Origin of the sequence: Streptomyces spectabilis (assembly GCF_008704795.1) — a bacterium.
Classification (GTDB): domain Bacteria; phylum Actinomycetota; class Actinomycetes; order Streptomycetales; family Streptomycetaceae; genus Streptomyces; species Streptomyces spectabilis.
This window is the reverse complement of record NZ_CP023690.1, coordinates 5,758,847-5,779,582: the sequence shown is the minus strand read 5'-3', so window position 1 is coordinate 5,779,582 and position 20,736 is coordinate 5,758,847. Positions and strand designations below refer to the sequence as shown.

The 20,736-nt window shown below is 71.9% G+C and carries 17 protein-coding genes; 6 read left to right on the top strand and 11 right to left on the bottom strand.

What is annotated here, in order from left to right:
* Window positions 1-76 precede the first annotated feature (76 nt).
* Both CP982_RS25515 and CP982_RS25510 read right to left on the bottom strand, forming a co-directional pair.
* The gene (locus CP982_RS25515; RefSeq protein WP_150512616.1) at window positions 77-2,299 is read right to left on the bottom strand and encodes a serine/threonine-protein kinase; all 2,223 of its coding nucleotides are present in this window, start codon (window positions 2,297-2,299) and stop codon (window positions 77-79) included.
* 229 nt (window positions 2,300-2,528) lie between these two features.
* Window positions 2,529-4,235: a glycerol-3-phosphate dehydrogenase/oxidase gene (locus CP982_RS25510; protein ID WP_150512615.1), complete on the bottom strand. Its 1,707-nt coding sequence runs from the start codon at window positions 4,233-4,235 to the stop codon at window positions 2,529-2,531.
* 228 nt (window positions 4,236-4,463) lie between these two features.
* Between CP982_RS25510 and CP982_RS25505 the strand changes: the two genes are divergently transcribed.
* Complete coding sequence (locus tag CP982_RS25505) at window positions 4,464-5,717, top strand: nucleotide sugar dehydrogenase (RefSeq protein ID WP_150512614.1); 1,254 nt, start codon at window positions 4,464-4,466, stop codon at window positions 5,715-5,717.
* Window positions 5,718-5,818: 101 nt separating this feature from the next.
* Complete coding sequence (locus CP982_RS25500) at window positions 5,819-6,454, top strand: hypothetical protein (protein ID WP_150512613.1); 636 nt, start codon at window positions 5,819-5,821, stop codon at window positions 6,452-6,454.
* Between the two features lie 78 nt (window positions 6,455-6,532).
* Here CP982_RS25500 and CP982_RS25495 read toward each other — a convergent pair whose 3' ends face one another.
* The 4 genes from CP982_RS25495 to CP982_RS25480 form a co-directional block, all read right to left on the bottom strand.
* Window positions 6,533-7,657, bottom strand: coding sequence for a GuaB3 family IMP dehydrogenase-related protein (locus CP982_RS25495; RefSeq protein ID WP_030681695.1), 1,125 nt, complete (start codon window positions 7,655-7,657; stop codon window positions 6,533-6,535).
* 112 nt (window positions 7,658-7,769) lie between these two features.
* The gene (gene guaB / locus CP982_RS25490) at window positions 7,770-9,278 is read right to left on the bottom strand and encodes an IMP dehydrogenase (protein ID WP_150512612.1); all 1,509 of its coding nucleotides are present in this window, start codon (window positions 9,276-9,278) and stop codon (window positions 7,770-7,772) included.
* A gap of 129 nt (window positions 9,279-9,407) precedes the next feature.
* On the bottom strand, window positions 9,408-9,983 hold the full coding sequence (locus CP982_RS25485) for a sigma-70 family RNA polymerase sigma factor (protein ID WP_144320491.1): 576 nt from the start codon (window positions 9,981-9,983) through the stop codon (window positions 9,408-9,410).
* Between the two features lie 268 nt (window positions 9,984-10,251).
* Complete coding sequence (locus CP982_RS25480) at window positions 10,252-10,863, bottom strand: response regulator transcription factor (protein ID WP_003948568.1); 612 nt, start codon at window positions 10,861-10,863, stop codon at window positions 10,252-10,254.
* Window positions 10,864-11,241: 378 nt separating this feature from the next.
* Here CP982_RS25480 and CP982_RS25475 point away from each other — a divergent pair, with 378 nt between their 5' ends.
* Window positions 11,242-11,568: a WhiB family transcriptional regulator gene (locus tag CP982_RS25475; protein WP_150512611.1), complete on the top strand. Its 327-nt coding sequence runs from the start codon at window positions 11,242-11,244 to the stop codon at window positions 11,566-11,568.
* Window positions 11,569-11,743: 175 nt separating this feature from the next.
* Here the strand turns inward: CP982_RS25475 and CP982_RS25470 are convergent, their stop codons facing one another.
* Window positions 11,744-12,640 (bottom strand): LysR family transcriptional regulator, encoded by an 897-nt coding sequence (locus CP982_RS25470; protein ID WP_030681710.1) that lies wholly within the window; start codon window positions 12,638-12,640, stop codon window positions 11,744-11,746.
* 80 nt (window positions 12,641-12,720) lie between these two features.
* Here CP982_RS25470 and CP982_RS25465 point away from each other — a divergent pair, with 80 nt between their 5' ends.
* Window positions 12,721-13,389 (top strand): MOSC domain-containing protein, encoded by a 669-nt coding sequence (locus CP982_RS25465; protein WP_150512610.1) that lies wholly within the window; start codon window positions 12,721-12,723, stop codon window positions 13,387-13,389.
* 80 nt (window positions 13,390-13,469) lie between these two features.
* Window positions 13,470-14,243, top strand: coding sequence for an SDR family NAD(P)-dependent oxidoreductase (locus tag CP982_RS25460; RefSeq protein ID WP_150512609.1), 774 nt, complete (start codon window positions 13,470-13,472; stop codon window positions 14,241-14,243).
* A 179-nt stretch (window positions 14,244-14,422) separates the two neighbouring features.
* Here CP982_RS25460 and groL read toward each other — a convergent pair whose 3' ends face one another.
* The 3 genes from groL to CP982_RS25440 all read right to left on the bottom strand — a co-directional run bounded on the left by groL (window position 14,423) and on the right by CP982_RS25440 (window position 17,887).
* Complete coding sequence (gene groL / locus CP982_RS25455; RefSeq protein WP_150512608.1) at window positions 14,423-16,051, bottom strand: chaperonin GroEL; 1,629 nt, start codon at window positions 16,049-16,051, stop codon at window positions 14,423-14,425.
* A gap of 130 nt (window positions 16,052-16,181) precedes the next feature.
* Entirely contained in the window at window positions 16,182-16,490 is a 309-nt protein-coding gene (gene groES / locus CP982_RS25450) for a co-chaperone GroES (protein ID WP_004955293.1), read from the bottom strand.
* A 461-nt stretch (window positions 16,491-16,951) separates the two neighbouring features.
* Complete coding sequence (locus CP982_RS25440) at window positions 16,952-17,887, bottom strand: polysaccharide deacetylase family protein (protein WP_150512607.1); 936 nt, start codon at window positions 17,885-17,887, stop codon at window positions 16,952-16,954.
* Window positions 17,888-17,977: 90 nt separating this feature from the next.
* Between CP982_RS25440 and CP982_RS25435 the strand changes: the two genes are divergently transcribed.
* Window positions 17,978-19,183: a THUMP-like domain-containing protein gene (locus tag CP982_RS25435; protein ID WP_229879052.1), complete on the top strand. Its 1,206-nt coding sequence runs from the start codon at window positions 17,978-17,980 to the stop codon at window positions 19,181-19,183.
* A gap of 37 nt (window positions 19,184-19,220) precedes the next feature.
* Here the strand turns inward: CP982_RS25435 and CP982_RS25430 are convergent, their stop codons facing one another.
* Window positions 19,221-20,681 (bottom strand): MFS transporter, encoded by a 1,461-nt coding sequence (locus CP982_RS25430; RefSeq protein ID WP_150512605.1) that lies wholly within the window; start codon window positions 20,679-20,681, stop codon window positions 19,221-19,223.
* Window positions 20,682-20,736: the final 55 nt, after the last annotated feature.

Here is a 20,736-nt window from a genome sequence, read left to right as displayed (position 1 = left end):
GATGCCAGATCTCACCGGATCGTCAACCACCGGTTCCGGCTCACTTCTCGGGTCACTTCTTGGGTCACTGCTCGGGTCACTTCTTGGGCTCGAACGTGCGCGTGAACGTCCGCCAGGTTTCCCGGCGCTGGTCACCGCCCCAGTCCCCGGCCTTCGCCGTGTACATCAGTCCGTAGCCGAGACCGCCGTTGACCACGAAGCCGCGGTCCACCGAGCGGTACTTGGTGCCGCCGTCGACATAGGTGAACTCCCAGTCGGCCGTGAGCCAGCCGCGGAAGTCCACCTTCTCTATTCGGAGCCGCTTGTACTCCGCCCGGCGCATGAACGACTCCTGGTACTTCCAGTCCGCCACCGGGTTGTCCTTGGGCGTCGTGGTCCAGCCGACGAGCAGCCGCTGGCCGTCCGGTCCCGCGAAGCGCGCGCCCGCGCGGTCCGTGGACTTGAACTTCCAGCCCTTGGGCAGCCCGATCGAGAAGCCCTGCGGGTGCTTGTGCGTCGTCTCGGCGGCGTCACCCTTGCCCTTGTCCTTCTCCTTGCCGTCCCCGCCGATGGGTGCGCCCTGGCCCGCGCCGTCGTCCTTGCCGGAGCCCTGGCCTTCGCCCTTGCCCTGGTCGCCCTTGGCGCCGTCGTCCTTGCCCGGGCCGGATCCGCCGGACTTCTCCTCGTCCGTGTCCTTGCCCTTGCCCTCGCCGCCCGCGCTCGCGCCGCTGGAGGCCGAGGTGTCGCCGCCCTTGCCGCCCTTGCCGCTCTCGTCGCCGTTGAGCGCGAAGGCGAGCACCGTGCCGAGCACGGCGAGCAGGACGACCACCGCGATGATCACCAGCGTGCGCCGGGGCACCACGTCCGTGAGCGGCGCCCTGGCGGGCGGTCTGGGCGGCGTCCCGGGCGGAGTGCCGGGCTGGGCGGGGACGCGGGCGCCCTGCGGGGAACCACCGCCCATAGCGGAGGAGTTCATTCCGGCACCGGCACCAGCACCGACACCGGCGCCAGTGCCGGCTCCGGAACCGATGCCCGCGCCGTGGCCCGTCGCGGTGACACGGGTCGCCGCCGAGCCGGTCACGGCCCGCGCCGGCGCACCGGCACCACCGCCGGAGGCGCGCTCGCCCCTGCCCGAGCCCGAGCCCGTACCCGTCCCCGTCGTACGGTTCCCCGAAGTGACCGCTCCGGCGCCCGACGCCCCGGTCGCGCCTCCGGCCGGGTTGCCCGTCGCGGGTGTGCCGCTGCCGGTGCCCCGGTCCGTGGCCGAACCGCCGAGTGCCGTACCGCCACCGGCCGCCGCGGCGGCCTTCTTGCGCACCGAGCGGAACGCGCCCTTCAGCCGCTCCGCGGCCTCCTCGCCCTTGCGGCCGCCGGAGCTTCCGGGCGCCTGCGCGGGCACCGGCGGCAGGGGCACGACCTTCGTGGCGTCCGCCGGGTCCTCGGGGCGCTTGTCCACCGAGCTGTCCGGGGCGTTGATCACTTCCAGGAGCAGCGCCCGCGCGCTGCCGTCGTCGAGCCGCTGCTCGGGGTCCTTGGCGAGGAGGCCGTAGATGACCTTCTCCAGCAACGGGCCCGCGTTCTGCGGAGGTTCGACCGCCTCGGTCATGACGGCGGTGAGCGTCGCGATGGCCGAGCCCTTGTCGTACGGCGGCACGCCCTCCACCGCCGCGTAGATGAGCCCGCCGAGCGACCACATGTCGGCCGCGGGGCCGGGCTTGTGGCCGCGCGCCCGCTCCGGCGAGATGTACGAGGGAGCGCCGACGAGCATGCCCGTCGAGGTGATGGACGGGTCGCCCTCGACCTGGGCGATGCCGAAGTCGGTGAGGACCACCCGGCCGTCCTCGGCGATGAGGACGTTGGACGGCTTCACGTCGCGGTGCAGGATGCCCTCGCGGTGCGCGGAACGCAGCACGTCGAGCACGGCGAGCCCGACCTCGGCCGCGCGCCGCGGCGTGAGCAGCCCGTCCTCACGGACGGCCTCGGCGAGGGACTTGCCCTCGACCAGCTCCATCACGATCCACGGGCGGTCGTCCTCGTCGACCACGTCATAGACCGTCACCGCGCCGGTGTTACGGATCCGGGCGATCGCCTTGGCCTCGCGGAGGGTGCGGGTGATGAGGCGCCGCTTCTCCTCCTCGTCGATGCTCGACGGGAAGCGCAGCTCCTTCACGGCGACCGTGCGGCCCAGCGTCTCGTCCTTCGCCCGCCAGACCGTGCCCATGCCGCCCCGGCCGAGCACGTCACCGAGCCGATACCGGCCCGCGAGGAGACGCGCGCTCTGATCCTGACGGGCCCCGCCCGTCTGCTCCGCCTCCGACATGCGTCCCCTCAACTACCCGCACAACCAGCCCTGACAGAGCCTTCATTGTCCCTCACCCGTGGACCGGTCAACGCCGCGGGTCGGATGTCCCACATGGTGGACTTCGTCGCCACGCGAACCCCTGCGCACCACCCCAAACCTCCCTGGCCATACCCCCCTTGGCCACCCCGCTCCGGTCAAACCATCCGATCTCTGGCGTGTCCTTCCTTGACAAGTCCGGGCTCGCGCCCTAAAGCGGCACGATGTCCGGCGCCCCGAGGCGGGCCGCGTCCGCCGTCAGGTCGTCCGGCTGGCGCTGGGACTCGCGCTCGGCCTCCACCCGCTTCTCGTAGTGCTGGACCTCGCGCTCGACCTGGTCCTTGTCCCAGCCGAGCACGGGCGCCATCAGCTCGGCGCACTCGCGGGCGCTGCGCGTGCCCCGGTCGAAGGTCTCGATGGAGATGCGGGTGCGGCGGGTGAGCACGTCGTCCAGGTGCCGGGCGCCCTCGTGCGACGCGGCGTAGACGATCTCGGCGCGCAGATAGTCCTCGGCCGCGTGCAGCGGGGCGCCGAGCGAGGCATCGCCCTCGATCAGCTCGATGACCTCTTCGGCCAGCGAGCCGTAGCGGTTCAACAGGTGTTCCACGCGCACCACGTGGAGTCCGGTGCGCGCGGCGATGCCCGCGCGGGCGTTCCACAGCGCGCGGTAGCCCTCGGCGCCGACCAGGGGGATGTCCTCCGTGACGCACTCCGCGACGCGCTGGTCCAGACCGTGCACCGCCTCGTCCACGGCGTCCTTGGCCATCACGCGGTACGTCGTGTACTTGCCGCCCGCCACGACGACGAGGCCGGGCGCGGGGTGCGCGACCGTGTGCTCCCGGGAGAGCTTGCTCGTGGCGTCCGACTCCCCGGCGAGCAGCGGGCGCAGGCCCGCGTACACCCCCTGGACGTCGTCACGGGAGAGCGGGACCGCGAGGACCGAGTTCACGTGCTCCAGGAGATAGTCGATGTCCGCGCTGGAGGCCGCCGGGTGGGCCTTGTCCAGGTCCCAGTCGGTGTCGGTGGTGCCGACGATCCAGTGCCTGCCCCAGGGGATGACGAACAGGACGCTCTTCTCCGTGCGCAGGATCAGGCCCGTCGTCGAATTGATCCGGTCCTTCGGTACGACCAAATGGATGCCTTTGGACGCCCGGACATGGAACTGGCCGCGGTCGCCGACCATCGCCTGGGTGTCGTCGGTCCACACCCCGGTGGCGTTCACGATCTGCTTCGCCCGGATCTCGTACTCCCCGCCCGCCTCGACGTCCTGGACCCGGGCGCCGACGACCCGCTCGCCCTCGCGGAGGAAGCCGGTCACCCGCGCGCGGTTGGCGGCGCTCGCGCCATAGGCCGCCGCGGTGCGCACGAGGGTGGCCACATAGCGGGCGTCGTCCATCTGCGCGTCGTAGTACTGCAGGGCCCCGACGAGGGCGTCCTTCTTCAGGCAGGGGGCCACGCGCAGGGCGTGACGCCGGGTCAGGTGGCGGTGCATGGGCAGGCCACGGCCGTGGCCACGCGCCATCGACATCGCGTCGTACAGCGCGACGCCCGATCCGGCGTAGAGCCGCTCCCAGCCCTGGTGCTGCAGGGGATACAGGAACGGCACCGGCTTCACCAGATGCGGGGCGAGGCGTTCCAGGAGCAGGCCGCGCTCCTTGAGGGCCTCTCTGACCAGCGCGAAGTCCAGCATCTCCAGATAGCGCAGGCCGCCGTGGATGAGCTTGCTCGACCGGCTCGACGTGCCCGACGCCCAGTCCCTGGCCTCGACCAGGCCCGTGGTCAGGCCGCGCGTCACGGCGTCGAGCGCGGTGCCCGCGCCGACCACACCGCCGCCCACCACGAGAACGTCCAGTTCGCGCTCGGCCATGCCCGCAAGTGACTCGGCACGCTCCGCCGGCCCCAGAGTCGCTGTCCTCACCGCTGCCTCCCGTGGTCGTCGGGTGTGGTCGCGCTCACATCATGCCCAGATTCTTGTCGCGCTCGCCGAGTTCAGCCACCGCCTGTGGACAACACTCCGGCGACGGACGGAGTCCAATGCCGCATATCGGTCATATTTACTCCTAGTCTGACATTGCGCTGCCCCATCTTGTCCACAGGGCTTGCGCCATCGTCCCGCTCCGGCTATTGGGAAGGACGGCTCACCGCCATGCCAGCAGACCTCGCCGTCATCGGCCTCGGCCACCTCGGCCTGCCCCTGGCCCAGGCCGCCGCCCACAGCGGCATCGCCACCATCGGCTACGACCCCGCCCGCGCGCCCGAGCTCGCGGGCGGCCGCCTTCCCGGCGACGGCGCGGAGGGCACCCTCACCGCCGCCGATGTCCGCCGCATGCTCGCGGGCGGCTTCCGGCCGACGACCGACCCGGCCGAGCTCGGCCGGGTCCGCACCGCCGTCATCTGCGCGCCCACACCGCAGGCGGCCGACCGCACGCTCGACCTCGGCCCGGTGGCCGAGGCCGCCCGCGCCCTGGCCGCACGCCTGCGCCCGCACACCACGGTCATCCTCGAATCGCCCGCCTACCCGGGAACCACGGAGGAATTCCTGCGCCCCCTCCTCGAAGAGGGCTCGGGCCTCCGCGCCGGACGCGACTTCCACCTCGCCTACTCCCCCGGCCGCCTCGACCCCGGCAGCCGCACCCACGGCTACGCGGGCACCCCGAAGGTCATCGGCGGCCTCACCCCCGCCTGCACCGAGTCGGCCGCCGCCTTCTACGGCCGCCTCACCGACAAGGTCGTACGCGCGCGTGGACCTCGGGAGGCCGAAACCGTGCACCTCCTGGAGACCAACTACCGGCATGTGAACATGGCGTTGGTCAACGAGATGGCCGTGCTCTGCCACGACCTCGGCATCGATCTGTGGGACGTCATCCGCTGCGCCGAGACCAAGCCGTTCGGCTTCCAGGCCTTCCGCCCGGGCCCCGGCGTCGGCGGCCACGGCGCGCCCCTTGAGGTGCCGGGCCCGGCCCACGGCGCCCGCCCCCTGCGCATGGTCGAGCTCGCCCAGCAGGTCAACGACCGCATGCCCGGCTATGTCATCCAGCGCGCCGCGACCCTGCTCAACGAGCACGGCAAGTCCGCCCGCGGCGCGCGCGTGCTGCTGCTCGGCGTCACGTACAAGCCCGACGTCGCCGACCAACAGGGTGCCCCGGCCCAGGAGATCGCGGTCCGCCTCATGCAGCTCGGCGCCGCCGTGAGCTACCACGACCCTTATGTGGCCCACTGGAACGTTCTCGGCCATCCTGTCCCGCGCGCGGACAGCCTCTACGAAGCGGCCGCCGACGCCGATCTGACGATCCTGCTCCAGCACCACCGCACCTACGACCTCCAGGGCCTGGCCGTGAAGGCCCAACTCCTGCTCGACACCCGGGGCGCGACCCCGGCGGGCGCCGCGCACCGCCTCTGATCCCCCGCCCGATCCCCTGGGGTGCGTCCGCCACTGCTGCTACCGTGCGGATCCAGCCATTTACCGCACACCAGTGCACTCATGTCCCAGGGGGAAACCACATGACGCAGCCCACGCCTCCAGGCCAGCCCGGCTACCCGTACGGCCAGGGCGGAGCCGATCCGTACGGCCAGGGCGGCGCTCAGCAACCGTACGGCCAGCCGGGTTACGGCTACCCGCAGCAGCCTCAGCAGCCGCAGCCCTACGGCCAGCAGCCCCAGCAGCCCTACGCGCCCTTCCCGCAGCAGCAGGGCTTCCAGCCCCCGTACACGGTGCCCGCGCCGCCCGCTCCCAGCCGGGACAACGTGGGCCTCGGCATCGTCGTCGCCGTCGTGACCGCCCTGGTCGCGGCCGGGATCTACGGCGGCGTCATCGGGGCCACGGAGCACGAGATCGGCTGGGCGGCCGTGGGCGTCGGCTTCGTCGTGGGCCTCGCCACGGGGAAGGTCGGGGGCCGCAACCCCGCCCTCGCGGTGATCTCGGCCGCGCTGTCCCTCGGCGCGGTCTACCTGGGCCAGCTGGTCGGCGCCGCCATGATCGCCGCGGACAAGCTCAACATCGGCTTCTCGGAGATCTTCTTCGACCACTTCGACCTCCTCCAGAAGGGCTGGAAGGAAGACGCCGACGCGATGACGTTCGTGTTCTTCGCGATAGCCGCCATCGCCGCCTTCGGCGGCGCCAAGCGCGCCGGACAGTAGCGAGCACACGAAAAGGGGTCCGGGGCCGCCCGCGGGCGGCCCCGGACCCCTTTTCGTGTGCTCAGTCCGGTGCGGACGTCACCGCTTGTGCTGCGAGTCCGCCACCGTCACCTCGACGCGCTGGAACTCCTTGAGCTCGCTGTAGCCCGTCGTGGCCATCGCGCGGCGCAGGGCGCCGAAGAAGTTCATCGAGCCGTCCGGGATGTGCGACGGGCCGGTGAGGATCTCCTCGGTCGTGCCGACCGTGCCCAGGTCGACCTTCTTGCCGCGCGGCACGTCCTCGTGGACGGCCTCCATGCCCCAGTGGTGGCCCTTGCCGGGCGCGTCCGTGGCGCGCGCGAGCGGGGAGCCCATCATCACGGCGTCCGCGCCGCAGGCGATGGCCTTGGGCAGGTCGCCCGACCAGCCCACGCCGCCGTCCGCGATGACGTGGACGTAGCGGCCGCCGGACTCGTCCATGTAGTCGCGGCGGGCGGCGGCGACGTCGGCCACGGCGGTGGCCATCGGGACCTGGATGCCCAGGACGTTGCGCGTGGTGTGGGCGGCGCCGCCGCCGAAGCCGACGAGGACACCGGCCGCGCCGGTGCGCATCAGGTGCAGGGCGGCCGTGTACGTGGCGCAGCCGCCGACGATGACCGGGACGTCCAGCTCGTAGATGAACTGCTTCAGGTTCAGCGGCTCGGCGGCGCCGGAGACGTGCTCGGCCGACACGGTCGTGCCGCGGATCACGAAGATGTCCACGCCCGCGTCCACGACGGCCTTGGAGAACTGCGCGGTGCGCTGCGGGGAGAGCGCGGCGGCGGTGACGACACCGGCGTCGCGCACCTCCTTGATGCGCTGCCCGATCAGCTCTTCCTTGATGGGGGCGGCGTAGATCTCCTGAAGGCGGCGCGTCGCGGCCTCGGCGGGCAGCTCCCCGATCTCGTCGAGCAGCGGCTGCGGGTCCTCGTACCGCGTCCACAGGCCTTCGAGGTTCAGCACGCCGAGGCCGCCGAGCTCGCCGATGCGGATGGCGGTCGACGGCGACACCACGGAGTCCATGGGCGCCGCGAGGAAGGGCAGCTCGAAGCGGTAGGCGTCGATCTGCCAGGCGATCGAGACCTCCTTCGGGTCGCGGGTGCGCCGACTCGGTACGACGGCGATGTCGTCGAAGGCGTACGCCCGGCGGCCGCGCTTGCCGCGCCCGATCTCGATCTCAGTCACGTGTGTGGCCCTTCAGCTTTCCTACGGCACTCCGTATGCCGTTCCAGTATCCCCGACACGCGCGTGTGGGGGCGGCCCAGGATTCCGGGCCGCCCCCACGCGCGCGTGGCCGCTACTTGTTGCGGCTGTAGTTCGGTGCCTCGACGGTCATCTGGATGTCGTGCGGGTGGCTCTCCTTGAGGCCCGCCGACGTGATCCGCACGAAGCGGCCGTTGGCCTGGAGCTCGGGGACCGTACGACCGCCCACGTAGAACATCGACTGGCGCAGGCCGCCCACCAGCTGGTGCACGACCGCCGACAGCGGACCCCGGTAGGGCACCTGGCCCTCGATGCCCTCGGGCACCAGCTTCTCGTCGGAGGCGACGCCCTCCTGGAAGTACCGGTCCTTGGAGAAGGACCGCTGGTCGCCACGGGACTGCATGGCGCCGAGGGAGCCCATGCCGCGGTACGACTTGAACTGCTTGCCGTTGATGAAGAGCAGCTCGCCCGGGGACTCCTCGCAGCCCGCGAGCAGCGAGCCGAGCATGACCGTGTCCGCGCCGGCGACGAGCGCCTTGGCGATGTCACCGGAGTACTGCAGACCGCCGTCGCCGATCACCGGGACACCGGCTTCCTTGGCGGCGAGCGACGCTTCGTAGATGGCCGTTACCTGCGGTACGCCGATGCCGGCGACGACGCGGGTCGTGCAGATGGAGCCCGGGCCGACACCCACCTTGATGCCGTCGACACCGGCGTCGATGAGGGCCTTGGCGCCGTCACGGGTGGCGATGTTGCCGCCGATGACGTCGACGCCGCCGGAGTTCGACTTGATCTTGGCGACCATGTCGCCGACCAGGCGGGAGTGGCCGTGCGCGGTGTCGACGACGATGAAGTCGACGCCCGCCTCGATCAGCGCCTGGGCGCGGTCGAAGGCGTCACCGGCGACGCCGACGGCGGCACCGACGATCAGACGGCCCTCGGAGTCCTTCGCGGCGTTCGGGTACTTCTCGGCCTTCACGAAGTCCTTGACCGTGATGAGGCCCTTGAGGACGCCGCTGTCGTCGACCAGCGGCAGCTTCTCGATCTTGTGGCGGCGCAGCAGCTCCATGGCGTCCACGCCCGAGATGCCGACCTTGCCGGTGACCAGCGGCATCGGCGTCATGACCTCGCGCACCTGGCGCGAGCGGTCCGCCTCGAAGGCCATGTCGCGGTTGGTGACGATGCCGAGCAACTTGCCCGCGCCGTCGGTCACCGGGACGCCGCTGATGCGGAACTTGGCGCAGATCGCGTCGGCCTCGGCGAGCGTGGCGTCCGGGTGCACCGTGATGGGGTCCGTCACCATGCCGGACTCGGAGCGTTTGACCAGGTCGACCTGGTTCGCCTGGTCGGCGATCGACAGGTTCCGGTGCAGTACGCCGACGCCGCCCTGGCGGGCCATGGCGATCGCCATGCGGGACTCGGTGACCTTGTCCATCGCGGCCGAGAGCAGCGGGACGTTCACCCGGACGTTCTTCGAGACGTGCGAGGCGGTGTCGATGTCACCGGGCGCCATGTCCGACGCGCCCGGCAGCAGCAGCACGTCGTCGTAGGTCAGCCCGAGTGTCGCGAATTTCTCGGGCACTCCGTCGACGTTTGCAGTCATGACACCTTCCCCAAATGGCCTTGATCGGTGCGGATGTCCATGCTAACGGGAAGCGCGGCTCTCTCATTCCACGATCAGGGCCGCCCCGAGGCTTCGTAGGTTCACACAGGGACCCCGGAGGGGGGAGACCTACTGCTCGGCCAACGCCCGCAGACGGCTCAGCGCCCGGTGCTGCGCCACCCGGACCGCTCCGGGCGACATGCCCAGCATCTGCCCGGTCTCCTCGGCCGTGAGGCCCACGGCGACGCGGAGCAGCAGCAGCTCGCGCTGGTTCTCCGGAAGGTTCGCCAGGAGCTTCTTGGCCCATTCGGCGTCGCTGCTGAGCAGCGCCCGCTCCTCGGGCCCGAGGGAGTCGTCGGGCCGCTCGGGCATCTCGTCCGAGGGCACGGCGGTCGACCCCGGGTGGCGCATGGCCGCCCGCTGGAGGTCCGCGACCTTGTGTGCGGCGATGGCGAAGACGAAGGCTTCGAAGGGCCGCCCGGTGTCGCGGTAGCGCGGCAGCGCGAGCAGGACCGCGACACAGACCTCCTGCGCGAGGTCCTCCACGAAGTGGCGGGCATCACCCGGGAGTCGGGAGAGCCGGGTGCGGCAGTAGCGCAGGGCGAGGGGGTGCACATGGGCCAGAAGGTCGTGCGTGGCCTGCTCGTCACCCTCGACAGCGCGAAGGACGAGGGCACCGATCACCGTCGTCCTGTCCTCGCGCATCGGTCCATGGTGCCTCGGCGATGACTGATCTGTGGCACCGCGTCCATAGTTGTGCACCGAAGCGTTATGAGCAGGTGCGCCGAAACTCATCTCCCGCACCCTCCCCTTGCGCTCGGCCGACTCGTCCCCAAGGAACTCCACACCTTCAAGGATGCGGCATCGGCGGCGAAGCGCCACAAGCCGCTCCCTCGGCGGGCCGTTGCGGACGTCCATGGCCCCGTCCGCCGCACGGCGGACGGGGAACGCCATGCCCCCCGCGACAGCCCGGCTAGCGGACCAGGCCCCAGCGGAAGCCGAGCGCCACCGCGTGTGCGCGGTCCGAGGCGCCGAGCTTCTTGAACAGCCGCCTGGCGTGCGTCTTCACCGTGTCCTCGGAGAGGAAGAGCTCGCGCCCGATCTCCGCGTTGGACCGGCCGTGGCTCATGCCCTCCAGGACCTGGATCTCCCGCGCGGTGAGCGTGGGAGCGGCCCCCATCTCGGCCGACCGGAGCCGCCGCGGCGCGAGCCGCCAGGTCGGGTCGGCGAGGGCCTGGGTCACGGTCGCGCGCAGCTCGGCCCGCGAGGCGTCCTTGTGCAGATAGCCGCGGGCGCCCGCGGCGACCGCGAGCGCGACCCCGTCCAGGTCCTCGGCGACGGTGAGCATGATGATGCGCGCGCCGGGGTCGGCGGAGAGCAGCCGCCGCACGGTCTCCACGCCGCCCAGTCCGGGCATGCGCACGTCCATCAGGATCAGGTCCGAGCGGTCGGCGCCCCAGCGGCGGAGGACTTCCTCGCCGTTGGCCGCTGTCGTCACGCGCTCCACGCCGGGCACGGTCGCGACCGCGCGGCGCAGCGCCTCTCGGGCGAGCGGGGAGTCGTCGCAGACGAGGACGGATGTCATGGCCGTCCTCCGCAGCTGATGCGCGTCACCTTGAGCCTCCAGGCTGGTACAAGTCGTCACCTGTGCGATTGACGCCCTCGGACACCTGCCCGAGCGCTTGTTGTTTCAACCGCCTCCGCACTCTCAACGACGGTCACTCGAAAGAGTTACGGGTCGGACTGCCGCCTTCGGCACTCTACGTGAGGGCACGGACACGGCACAGGCGGCATGAAACAGCACATACCTCATTGAGGGCTATGCCCCATTTAGCGGCTTTTCTTCCCTTTTCACGGTGTCTGTGGCTAGATTCGCAATGAGTCATATTTTCATCTCCTTAGATAGTAGATGTACGGTCATGGGCACCGTATCCGCGTCACGACGGCTACCAGGAGACACGCAATGGCAGATTTCTCCCGCCTCCCCGGACCGAACGCAGATCTGTGGGACTGGCAGCTCCTCGCGGCCTGCCGCGGGGTGGACAGCTCGCTCTTCTTCCACCCGGAGGGCGAGCGCGGCGCGGCACGGAGCGCACGCGAGAACTCGGCCAAAGAGGTCTGCATGCGCTGCCCGGTGCGCGCGGAGTGCGCCGCGCACGCGCTCGCCGTACGGGAGCCGTACGGCGTGTGGGGCGGCCTCACCGAGGACGAGCGGGAAGAGCTGATGGGACGCGCGCGCAATCGACTGGTCGCGGCGTCGGCCGGGGGCGGGGGTGCCGCCGCCCCCTGACATCGAGAAGGAACGTTTCCCCTGAAGCGCGCGTACGCAGAGCACGCACGCCGGGCGCGTACGGAAGCGCGCGGGAAGCGGAGCGCCCCGCACGACGGCGGGGCGCTCGCTGTTCGGTGGCACGCTCGCTGTTCGGTGGCGCGCCCGCCGCCCGGTGGTGCGCTCGGCGGCGCCCTCAGCGCTCGGCGGCGCGGGCCAGCCGGTCGAGCGTCGCCGCGACCGCCGGCACCTGGGCCAGGTCCGGCAGCGTGAGCGCGACGATCTCCCGGCGCACGGCGGGCTCCACCACCACCGCACGGGCCCCCTTGGGACGCACCGACTCAAGGGCGAGCTCGGGCAGGACCGCGACGCCGAGGCCCGCGCCGACCAGGCCGATCACCGCCGGGTAGTCGTCGGTCGCGAAGTCGATGCGGGGCTCGAAGCCCGCGCCGCGGCAGACCTCGACGAGCTGGCGGCGGCAGCGCGGGCAGCCCGCGATCCACGACTCGTCGGCCAGCTCGCCGATGGTGACGGCGTCCGCCTTCGCGAGGCGGTGCCCCTCCGGCACGAGGCCGACGAGCCGGTCGGCGAGCAGGGGCCGCACGACGAGGTCGTCCCACTCCTCCGCGGCGCCCGCCCCCTCGTACCGGAAGGCGAGGGCCACGTCGCAGTCGCCCTCGCGGAGCATCTCCACCGAGCGCGGCGGCTCGGCCTCCTCCAGGGAGACACGGGTGCCGGGGTGGGCGGCGCGCAGCGCGGCGAGGGCACCGGGCACGAGCGTGGAGGAGCCGCTGGGGAAGGAGACGAGCCGGACCCGGCCCGCGCGCAGGCCCGCGATCGCGGCGACCTCCTCCTCGGCGGCGGTGAGCCCGGCGAGGATGCCCGCGGCATGCCTGACCAGGGCCTCGCCCGCCTGCGTGAGGCGCATCTCGCGGCCCGTGCGGATGAGCAGCGGGGTGCCCGTGGACCCCTCCAGGGCCTTCATCTGCTGGCTGACGGCGGGCTGGGTGCAGCCGAGCTCGCGGGCCGCCGCCGAGAAGGAGCCGGTGGCGGCCACGGCGCGCAGGACACGGAGATGACGGGCTTCGATCACGTCTTGAGCATAAGTGACCCTTGGGAACAATGCACAATATTGCGTAGCTGCTTTGAGCACGCTCCCCTTAGCCTGACCGCATGAAGCTTCTCTCCGTGAATGTCGGCCGCGCGAAGTCCGTCCCGTACACCAACTCCCCCGGCAAGCTCACCGGGATCGACAAACAGCCCCTGGACGGACCCGTTCGGGTGACGGCGCCGGGGCCCAAGGGGATCGGCGGCAGCGGGCTCGCGGGGGACTCGATCGGCGAGCTGCGCCACCACGGGGGCAACGACCAGGCGGTGTACGCCTTCGCGCGCGAGGACCTCGACGAGTGGGGGCGGCAGCTCGGCCGCGAGCTGCGCAACGGCATGTTCGGCGAGAACCTCACGACGATCGGCGTCGACGTGAACGGCGCGCTGATCGGTGAGCGTTGGCGCGTCGGGGCGGAGCTGCTCCTGGAAGTCACCTCGTCCCGCATCCCCTGCCGTACGTTCCAGGGGCACATGGGCGAGCAGGCCTGGGTGCGACGGTTCACCCAGTCGCTGCGGCCCGGCGCGTATCTGCGGGTGCTCGAACCGGGCGAGATCCAGACGGGCGACGCGGTCGAGATCACGCACAGGCCGGACCACGACGTCACCGTCGCGCTGCAGTTCAGGGCAGTGACCACGGAGCGCGCGCTGCTGCCGCGGCTGCTCGCGGCGGGGGACGCGCTGCACCCCGAGTCGACGGAACAGGCCCTCAAGTATCTGGAGAAGCACGGCGATTGACGTGCGCCGGGGCGCCCGCGCCGGCGCCCTGCACGGGGCGCGTGGCGCGGGGGCGGCCGCGGCCTCACTAGCCTTGGTCCATGACTACGGCTCTCATCACGGGTGCGACCTCAGGGATCGGCGCTGCCTTCGCACGACGCCTGGCCACGGACGGCCACAACCTCGTCCTGGTGGCGCGCGACACGAAGCGACTGCGGGAGCAGGCGACCGAGTTGCACGACCGGCACGGCATCGAGGTGGAGGTCCTGACGGCGGACCTCGCCACGGACGACGGGATCGAGGCCGTCGAGCAGCGGCTCGGCAACCGCCGTGACCCGGTCGACCTGCTCGTCAACAACGCGGGCTTCGCCAACAAGGGCCGCTATCTGGAGGTCCCGATCGCCGACGAGCTGACGATGCTGAAGGTGCACTGCGAGGCGGTGCTCCGGCTGACGTCGGCGGCGACGGAGGCGATGCGGGAGCGGGGGCGCGGGGGCATCGTGAACGTCGCGTCGGTGGCCGCCTTCGTGCCGCGCGGCACCTACGGGGCGTCGAAGGCGTGGATCGTGCAGTTCACCCAGGGCGCGGCGCGGGACCTCGCCGCGTCGGGGGTGCGGCTCATGGCCCTGTGCCCCGGCTTCGTCCGCACGGAGTTCCACGAGCGGGCGGGCATGGGCACGGACAACATCCCCAAGTGGATGTGGCTGGACGCGGACAAGCTCGTCGCCACCGCCCTCACCGACCTGGCCCGCGGCAAGTCCCTCTCCGTGCCGGACCCCCGCTACAAGGCGATGATGGGCGTGGTGAAGGTGACCCCGCGCGCCCTCCTGGGCGGAGTGACATCGCGGACGGGCCGCAAGTACGGTCCGCGCTAAGGCCCCACGGAAGCGCGCCCCGAAGGGGCGCGGGGAACGGCGCGACAAGCCACCGACGACCTGCGGTCGGCAGGACACCACAGCCCGGCAGACGCAGAGCCGCAAACGCGAAGGCCCGGCACCCCGCGACGGGGTGCCGGGCCTTCGGTCAGCCCGAGCCTGCTCGGCTCAGGTCACGCTCAGTGAGAGTGACCGTGCCCGTGGCCGTGACCGGCCTCGCCCTCGTCCTCGGCCGGCTTCTCGACGACCAGGGTCTCGGTCGTGAGCAGCAGGGAGGCGATGGAGGCCGCGTTCTCCAGGGCGGAGCGCGTGACCTTCACGGGGTCGATGACGCCGGCCTTGACCAGGTCGACGTACTCGCCGGTCGCGGCGTTGAAGCCGTGGCCCTTCTCCAGCTCCGCCACCTTGGTGGTGATGACGTAGCCCTCGAGGCCGGCGTTCTCGGCGATCCAGCGCAGCGGCTCGACGGCGGCGCTGCGGACGACCGCGACACCGGTGGCCTCGTCGCCGGCCAGGTCGAGGTTGCCCTCGAGGACCTTCGCGGCGTGGACGAGCGCGGAGCCACCACCGGAGACGATGCCCTCCTCGACCGCGGCGCGGGTCGCGGAGATGGCGTCCTCCAGACGGTGCTTCTTCTCCTTCAGCTCCACCTCGGTGGCGGCGCCGACCTTGATCACGCACACGCCGCCGGCCAGCTTCGCGAGGCGCTCCTGGAGCTTCTCGCGGTCCCAGTCGGAGTCGGTGGACTCGATCTCGGCCTTGATCTGGGCGACGCGGCCCTCGACGTCGGCGGAGTTGCCGCCGCCGTCGACGATCGTGGTGTCGTCCTTGGTGATGGTCACGCGGCGGGCGGAGCCGAGCACGTCCAGGCCGACCTGGTCGAGCTTGAGGCCGACCTCCTCGGCGACGACGGTGCCGCCGGTGAGGGTGGCCATGTCGCCGAGCATCGCCTTGCGGCGGTCGCCGAAGCCGGGGGCCTTCACCGCGACGGCGTTGAAGGTGCCGCGGATCTTGTTCACGACGAGGGTCGAGAGGGCCTCGCCCTCGACGTCCTCGGCGATGATCAGGAGCGGCTTCGAGGAGCCGGCCTGGATGACCTTCTCCAGGAGCGGAAGCAGGTCCTGGATGGAGGAGATCTTGCCCTGGTGGATGAGGATGTACGGGTCCTCCAGGACGGCCTCCATGCGCTCCTGGTCCGTCACGAAGTACGGCGACAGGTAGCCCTTGTCGAAGGCCATGCCCTCGGTGAAGTCCAGCTCGAGACCGAAGGTGTTGGACTCCTCGACGGTGATGACACCGTCCTTGCCGACCTTGTCCATCGCCTCGGCGATGAGCTCGCCGACCTGCGTGTCCTGGGCGGAGAGCCCGGCCACGGCGGCGATGTCGGACTTGTCGTCGATCGGCCGCGCGGTGGCGAGCAGCTCGTCGGAGACGGCCTTGACGGCGGCGTCGATGCCCTTCTTCAGGGCGGCCGGGGAAGCACCGGCGGCGACGTTGCGCAGGCCTTCCTTGACCAGGGCCTGGGCGAGCACGGTGGCGGTGGTGGTGCCGTCACCAGCGATGTCGTTGGTCTTGGTCGCCACCTCCTTCACCAGCTGGGCGCCGAGGTTCTCGTACGGGTCCTCGACCTCGACCTCACGGGCGATGGTGACGCCGTCGTTGGTGATGGTCGGGGCGCCGAACTTCTTGTCGATGACGACGTTGCGGCCCTTGGGGCCGATCGTCACCTTGACCGTGTCGGCAAGCTTGTTGACGCCGCGCTCAAGGGCGCGACGGGCGTCCTCGTCGAACTTCAGGATCTTCGCCATGGGAGCGATTCAGCCCTCTCGGAAAACTCGGGTGAAAGAACTGCGCCCCTCGCCGCCCGGCAATCAGCGGGGTGACCAGGGGCGCAGCGCGAAACAAATCTGCTGGGTGAAGCAGGTGACTAGCGCTCGATCACTTCTCGATGATCGCGAGCACGTCGCGGGCGGAGAGCACCAGGTACTCGTCGCCGTTGTACTTCACCTCGGTGCCGCCGTACTTGCTGTAGAGCACGACGTCGCCGACCTTCACGTCGAGCGGCAGGCGCTCGCCGTTCTCGAAGCGGCCCGGGCCCACGGCGAGGACGGCGCCCTCCTGGGGCTTCTCCTTCGCGGTGTCCGGGATAACCAGGCCAGAGGCCGTGGTCTGCTCGGCGTCGAGCGGCTGGACCACAATGCGGTCCTCGAGCGGCTTGATGGCAACCTTGGAGCTGGCGGTCGTCACGATCCGACCTCCCCCTTCGGAGATCTCGCGGGGTTAACTGATCTAGAGGTGGCGACCAGGTCGATCCGTCGTCGCGGGTGCCGGACCTGCCCGTCGCTTCTGGCACTCTCCAGGTGGGAGTGCCAGGCCCGAGACTAGGACGGCGATTAGCACTCGGTCAAGCGGAGTGCCAATCGGCTGCCGCCGGCTTGGCAGGTTTCCCTCCGGCGGGGGCTAGCGCGGGGGTGTCTTCGGGCAACGTTTCGCGGTCCGGTCGGGTTCCGCGCGCGGGGCGTGGATGTCCGGGCTTCGCCCGGCGTTCGGCCACGTGGCCCGGGGTCCGGCCAGCGGCTGCTCGGGGCCGCGCACGCAGCGGGGAGACATCTTTTCGGCCGCCTTCCTCCCCAGCCTCTCGATCGGGTCCACCGACTGGGCGCAGCCCGTCAGGAGGAGCAGGAGCGTCGCCGCGGCGGCGGCGCGCCTCACAGGTAGTCCTCCAGGCGGGCCACCGCGTACCCCCTGTCGGTGACCGTCTTCAGGACCGTGCGGACCATGTCGGGCATCGTGCCCTTCCAGTCCTCGCGGCCCCGGAAGTGCGTGAGGATGATGTCGCCGGGGTGCAGGTCCTTGTCCCATTCGCGCCACTCCATGTGGTCGGCGAAGCCCTCGGACGCCCACAGCGGCACCGCCTTGACGCCGCAGGACCTGGCGGCGCGCAGGGTGTCGCGGTTGTAGTTGCCGTACGGCGGCCGGAACAGCTCGGGGCGCTTGCCGTAGCGCCGCTCGATGACGTCCTGCATGCCGCAGATCTCGCGCCGCTGCGCCTCGTACGAAAGGGCGGGCAGATAGCGGTGGTTGAGGGTGTGGTTGTTCAGCGCGACGCCGTGGTCCCGCATCCGCTTGAAGTAGCCGTAGTCCTCCTTGACCAGGTAGTCGCTGAGGAACGCGGTGTACGGGATCTTCAGGTCGCTCATCATCCGCAGGAAGGCCGGGTCCTTCTCGGCGCCGTCGTCGACGGTCAGGAAGACGACCTTGTCCTTGGTCGGCACCGTGGTGAACACCGGCGGCAGCTCAGCCTGCCCCCGCACCTCGAAGCCCTTGCGCGTGGTGAGGAGCGGCTTGGCGGCGGGCCCCGCGGGCGCCGTGAGCGGCGGCTTCGCAAGCCCCCAGCGCTTCGCCGCGGCGGCCCGCGCGGCCTGGCTCGCGCGCAGCCGCTGGGCGTACTCGCGCAGGGCCTGGGCGGGCGGGGCGAGCCGGGGCTGCTGGCCGTGGGCGGCGGGCGCGCCCCGGTCGCGCTCCGCGCCCGTGTCCGCGGCGCAGCCCGAGGCGACCGCGCCGACGCCGAGCGCGGCGAGGGCGAGCAGCGCCCGCTTCTTCGCCTTTCCTGCCAACTTTCCATTTTGTCGTACTAGTCGCATGGCGCCGGATCCTCGCAGTTCACGGGCGTGCCGAGGGCTCGACACCGCCGCCAGACGCGCACCTTCCACCGACTGGCCCACAATGGGCCGGTGAACGCTCCGCACGATCCGCAGCCCGCCACGACGGCCTTCGCCGCGCTCCTCACCGACGAGGGCACCGCCCTCCTCGACGCCGTACGGGACGTCGAACCGGCCGAGGAACTCGCGGTCGCGACCCGGCTTCGCCGCGACCACCCCGCCGAGCTGGTCTCGGCTGCGCTCGCACAGGCGCGGCTGCGGCAGCGGGCGGTGGCGAAGTTCGGCGCCGCGGACGCCGCGCGGATGTTCTTCACGCCGAACGGCGTCGAGCAGTCCACGCGCACGTCCGTCGCGACGTACCGGGCGGAGCGGTTCAAGGAGCTGGGCGTGCGGCGCGTGGCCGACCTGTGCGGCGGCATCGGCGGTGACGCGCTCGCGTTCGCCCGCGCCGGGATCGAGGTCCTCGCCGTCGATCGCGACCCGCTGACCTGCGCGGTCGCACGCGCGAACGCGATCGCCCTCGGTCTGGAGGACCTCATCGAGGTCCGCGAGGCGGATGTCACGGAGGTGGACACGGCCGGGTACGACGCGGTCTTCGTGGACCCCGCGCGGCGCGGCGGCCGCGGCCGGATCTTCGACCCCGAGGCGTACTCGCCCCCGCTGTCCTGGGCCGTCGCCGCCGCCCGCGAGGCCCCGCGCGCGGCCCTGAAGATCGCCCCCGGCATCCCGCACGAGGCGGTGCCCGAGGAGGCGGAGGCCGAGTGGATCTCGGACGGCGGGGACGTGAAGGAGGCGGTGCTGTGGTTCGGCACCGACGCGCCCGGCTCGCACCGGGCCACCCTTCTGCCGGGGCGCGCGACCCTGTGCGCGGGGCGCGCGACGATGCTCCCCGACCCGGCCGTACGCCCCGTCGGCCGCTATCTGTACGAGCCCGACGGCGCCGTCATCCGCGCCCACCTCGTCGCGGAGGTCGCCGCGCGGGTCGAGGGCGGGCTCGTCGACGAGACGATCGCCTACGTCACCTCCGACGTCGCCCGGACGACGCCCTACGCCAGCGCGTACGAGATCACGGACCGGCTGCCGTTCAACGTGAAGAAGCTGAAGGCGCTGCTCCGGGAGCGGGAGGTCGGCGTGCTCACGGTCAAGAAGCGGGGCTCGGCCGTGGAGCCGGAGGAACTCCGCCGCAAGGTGAAGCCCCGGGGCCCCCACTCCGCCACGGTCTTCCTCACGCGGGTCGCGGGGGCTCCCACCATGCTGGTGGGCCACCCGGTCCACTGACGCCCCGCCCCAGGCCGATCGGCCTTCGGCCTCGTCCTCAAACGCCGGACGGGCTGGATCGCTGCCGCGGCCGCGCGTGAGCGTCCTCGGCCCGCCCGGCGCCCCCGTGCAGCAGCCCTGCTGCCACCGCGGCCGCCGCGAGCAACGCCGCGGCCACCGCGAACGCGGCCCCGTAGCCGTCCGCGAGGCCCGCGCGGCCCGGCCCGGTGGCGCTCGCCGCCACGGCCACGAGCACCGCGAGCCCGATCGAGCCCCCGAGCTGCCGCGAGCTGTTGAGCAGCCCCGACGCCATGCCGGTCTCCCCCGGCGCCACGCCGGACGTCGCGGACGTACCGAGGGGGACGAAGCACAGGCCGATGCCGACGCTGGCCACCAGGGACGGCCCGAGGACGGAGCCCACGAAGGTGCCGCCCGCCCCGACGGCGAGCGCGAACCACGCGAACCCGGCGGCACCGAGAAGGCCGCCCGTCACGAGCAGCACCCGCGCGCCCACCCGCCCGACCGTGCGGGTCGCGACGACCGTGCCCACGACGACGCCCACGCAGAACGGCAGGAAGGCCACCCCCGCGCGCGTGGGCTCGTACGCCATGACCTCCTGGAGGTAGAGCGAGGTGAAGTAGAACGCCGCGAACTGGCCTGCGGACATCAGCAGCGCGAAGACGTTCGCGGCGAGCACCGGCCGGTGCGCGAGCAGGCCGAGGCGCAGCAGCGGCTGCCGGGCGCGCCGCTCGCCGCGTATCTCCACGGCGCAGAAGACAACGAGCAGTACGACGGCCGCGGCGAGCGTGGAGAGCGTGGAGACCGAGCCCCAACCGTGGCTCTCGGTGCGGACGAGCCCGAGGACCAGGGCGGACGTGCCCGCGGTGACCAGGAGGGCGCCGACGACGTCCGGGCGCGGCCCGGAGGAGGCCGCGCGGCGGTCGGCGGGGACGCCGGATCCGGTGACGGCGAGCGCGGCGAGGACGACCGGGACGTTGATCAGCATCACCGAGCGCCAGCCCGCCCAGTCGGTGAGCAGCCCGCCCGCCATCACGCCGACGGCGCCGCCGAGCGCGCCCGAGGCGCCCCACAGGCCGAGCGCCCGGGCCCGGGCCCGGCCCTCCGTGTAGTGGACGGTGATCAGCGCGAGCGCGACCGGCGCGAGGGCGGCGGCGCCCGCGCCCTGCACGGCGCGTGCCGCGACGAGCTGCGCCGGGCTCTGGGCGAGGCCGCCCGCGAGGCTCGCGGCGCCGAAGACCACGAAACCGGCGACGAGTGTGCGCCGCCGCCCCATGAGGTCGGCGAGCCGCCCGCCGAGCATGAGGAGCCCGCCGAACGCGAGCGCGTAGGCGTTGACGACCCAGGTCAGTGACTCGGGCGCGAAGCCGAGGTCCCTGCCCACGTCGGGCAGGGCGATGTTGACGACGGAGACGTCGAGGGAGACGAGGAACTGCACGGTGAGGAGGACGGGCAGCAGCAGCGAGCCGCGCGCGGCTCCCGTCGTGGCCGAGTGCGTCATGCGTCGCAGATTACTATACGCGTATAGAAAATAAGCAAGGGTCAGAGCGGCGCCC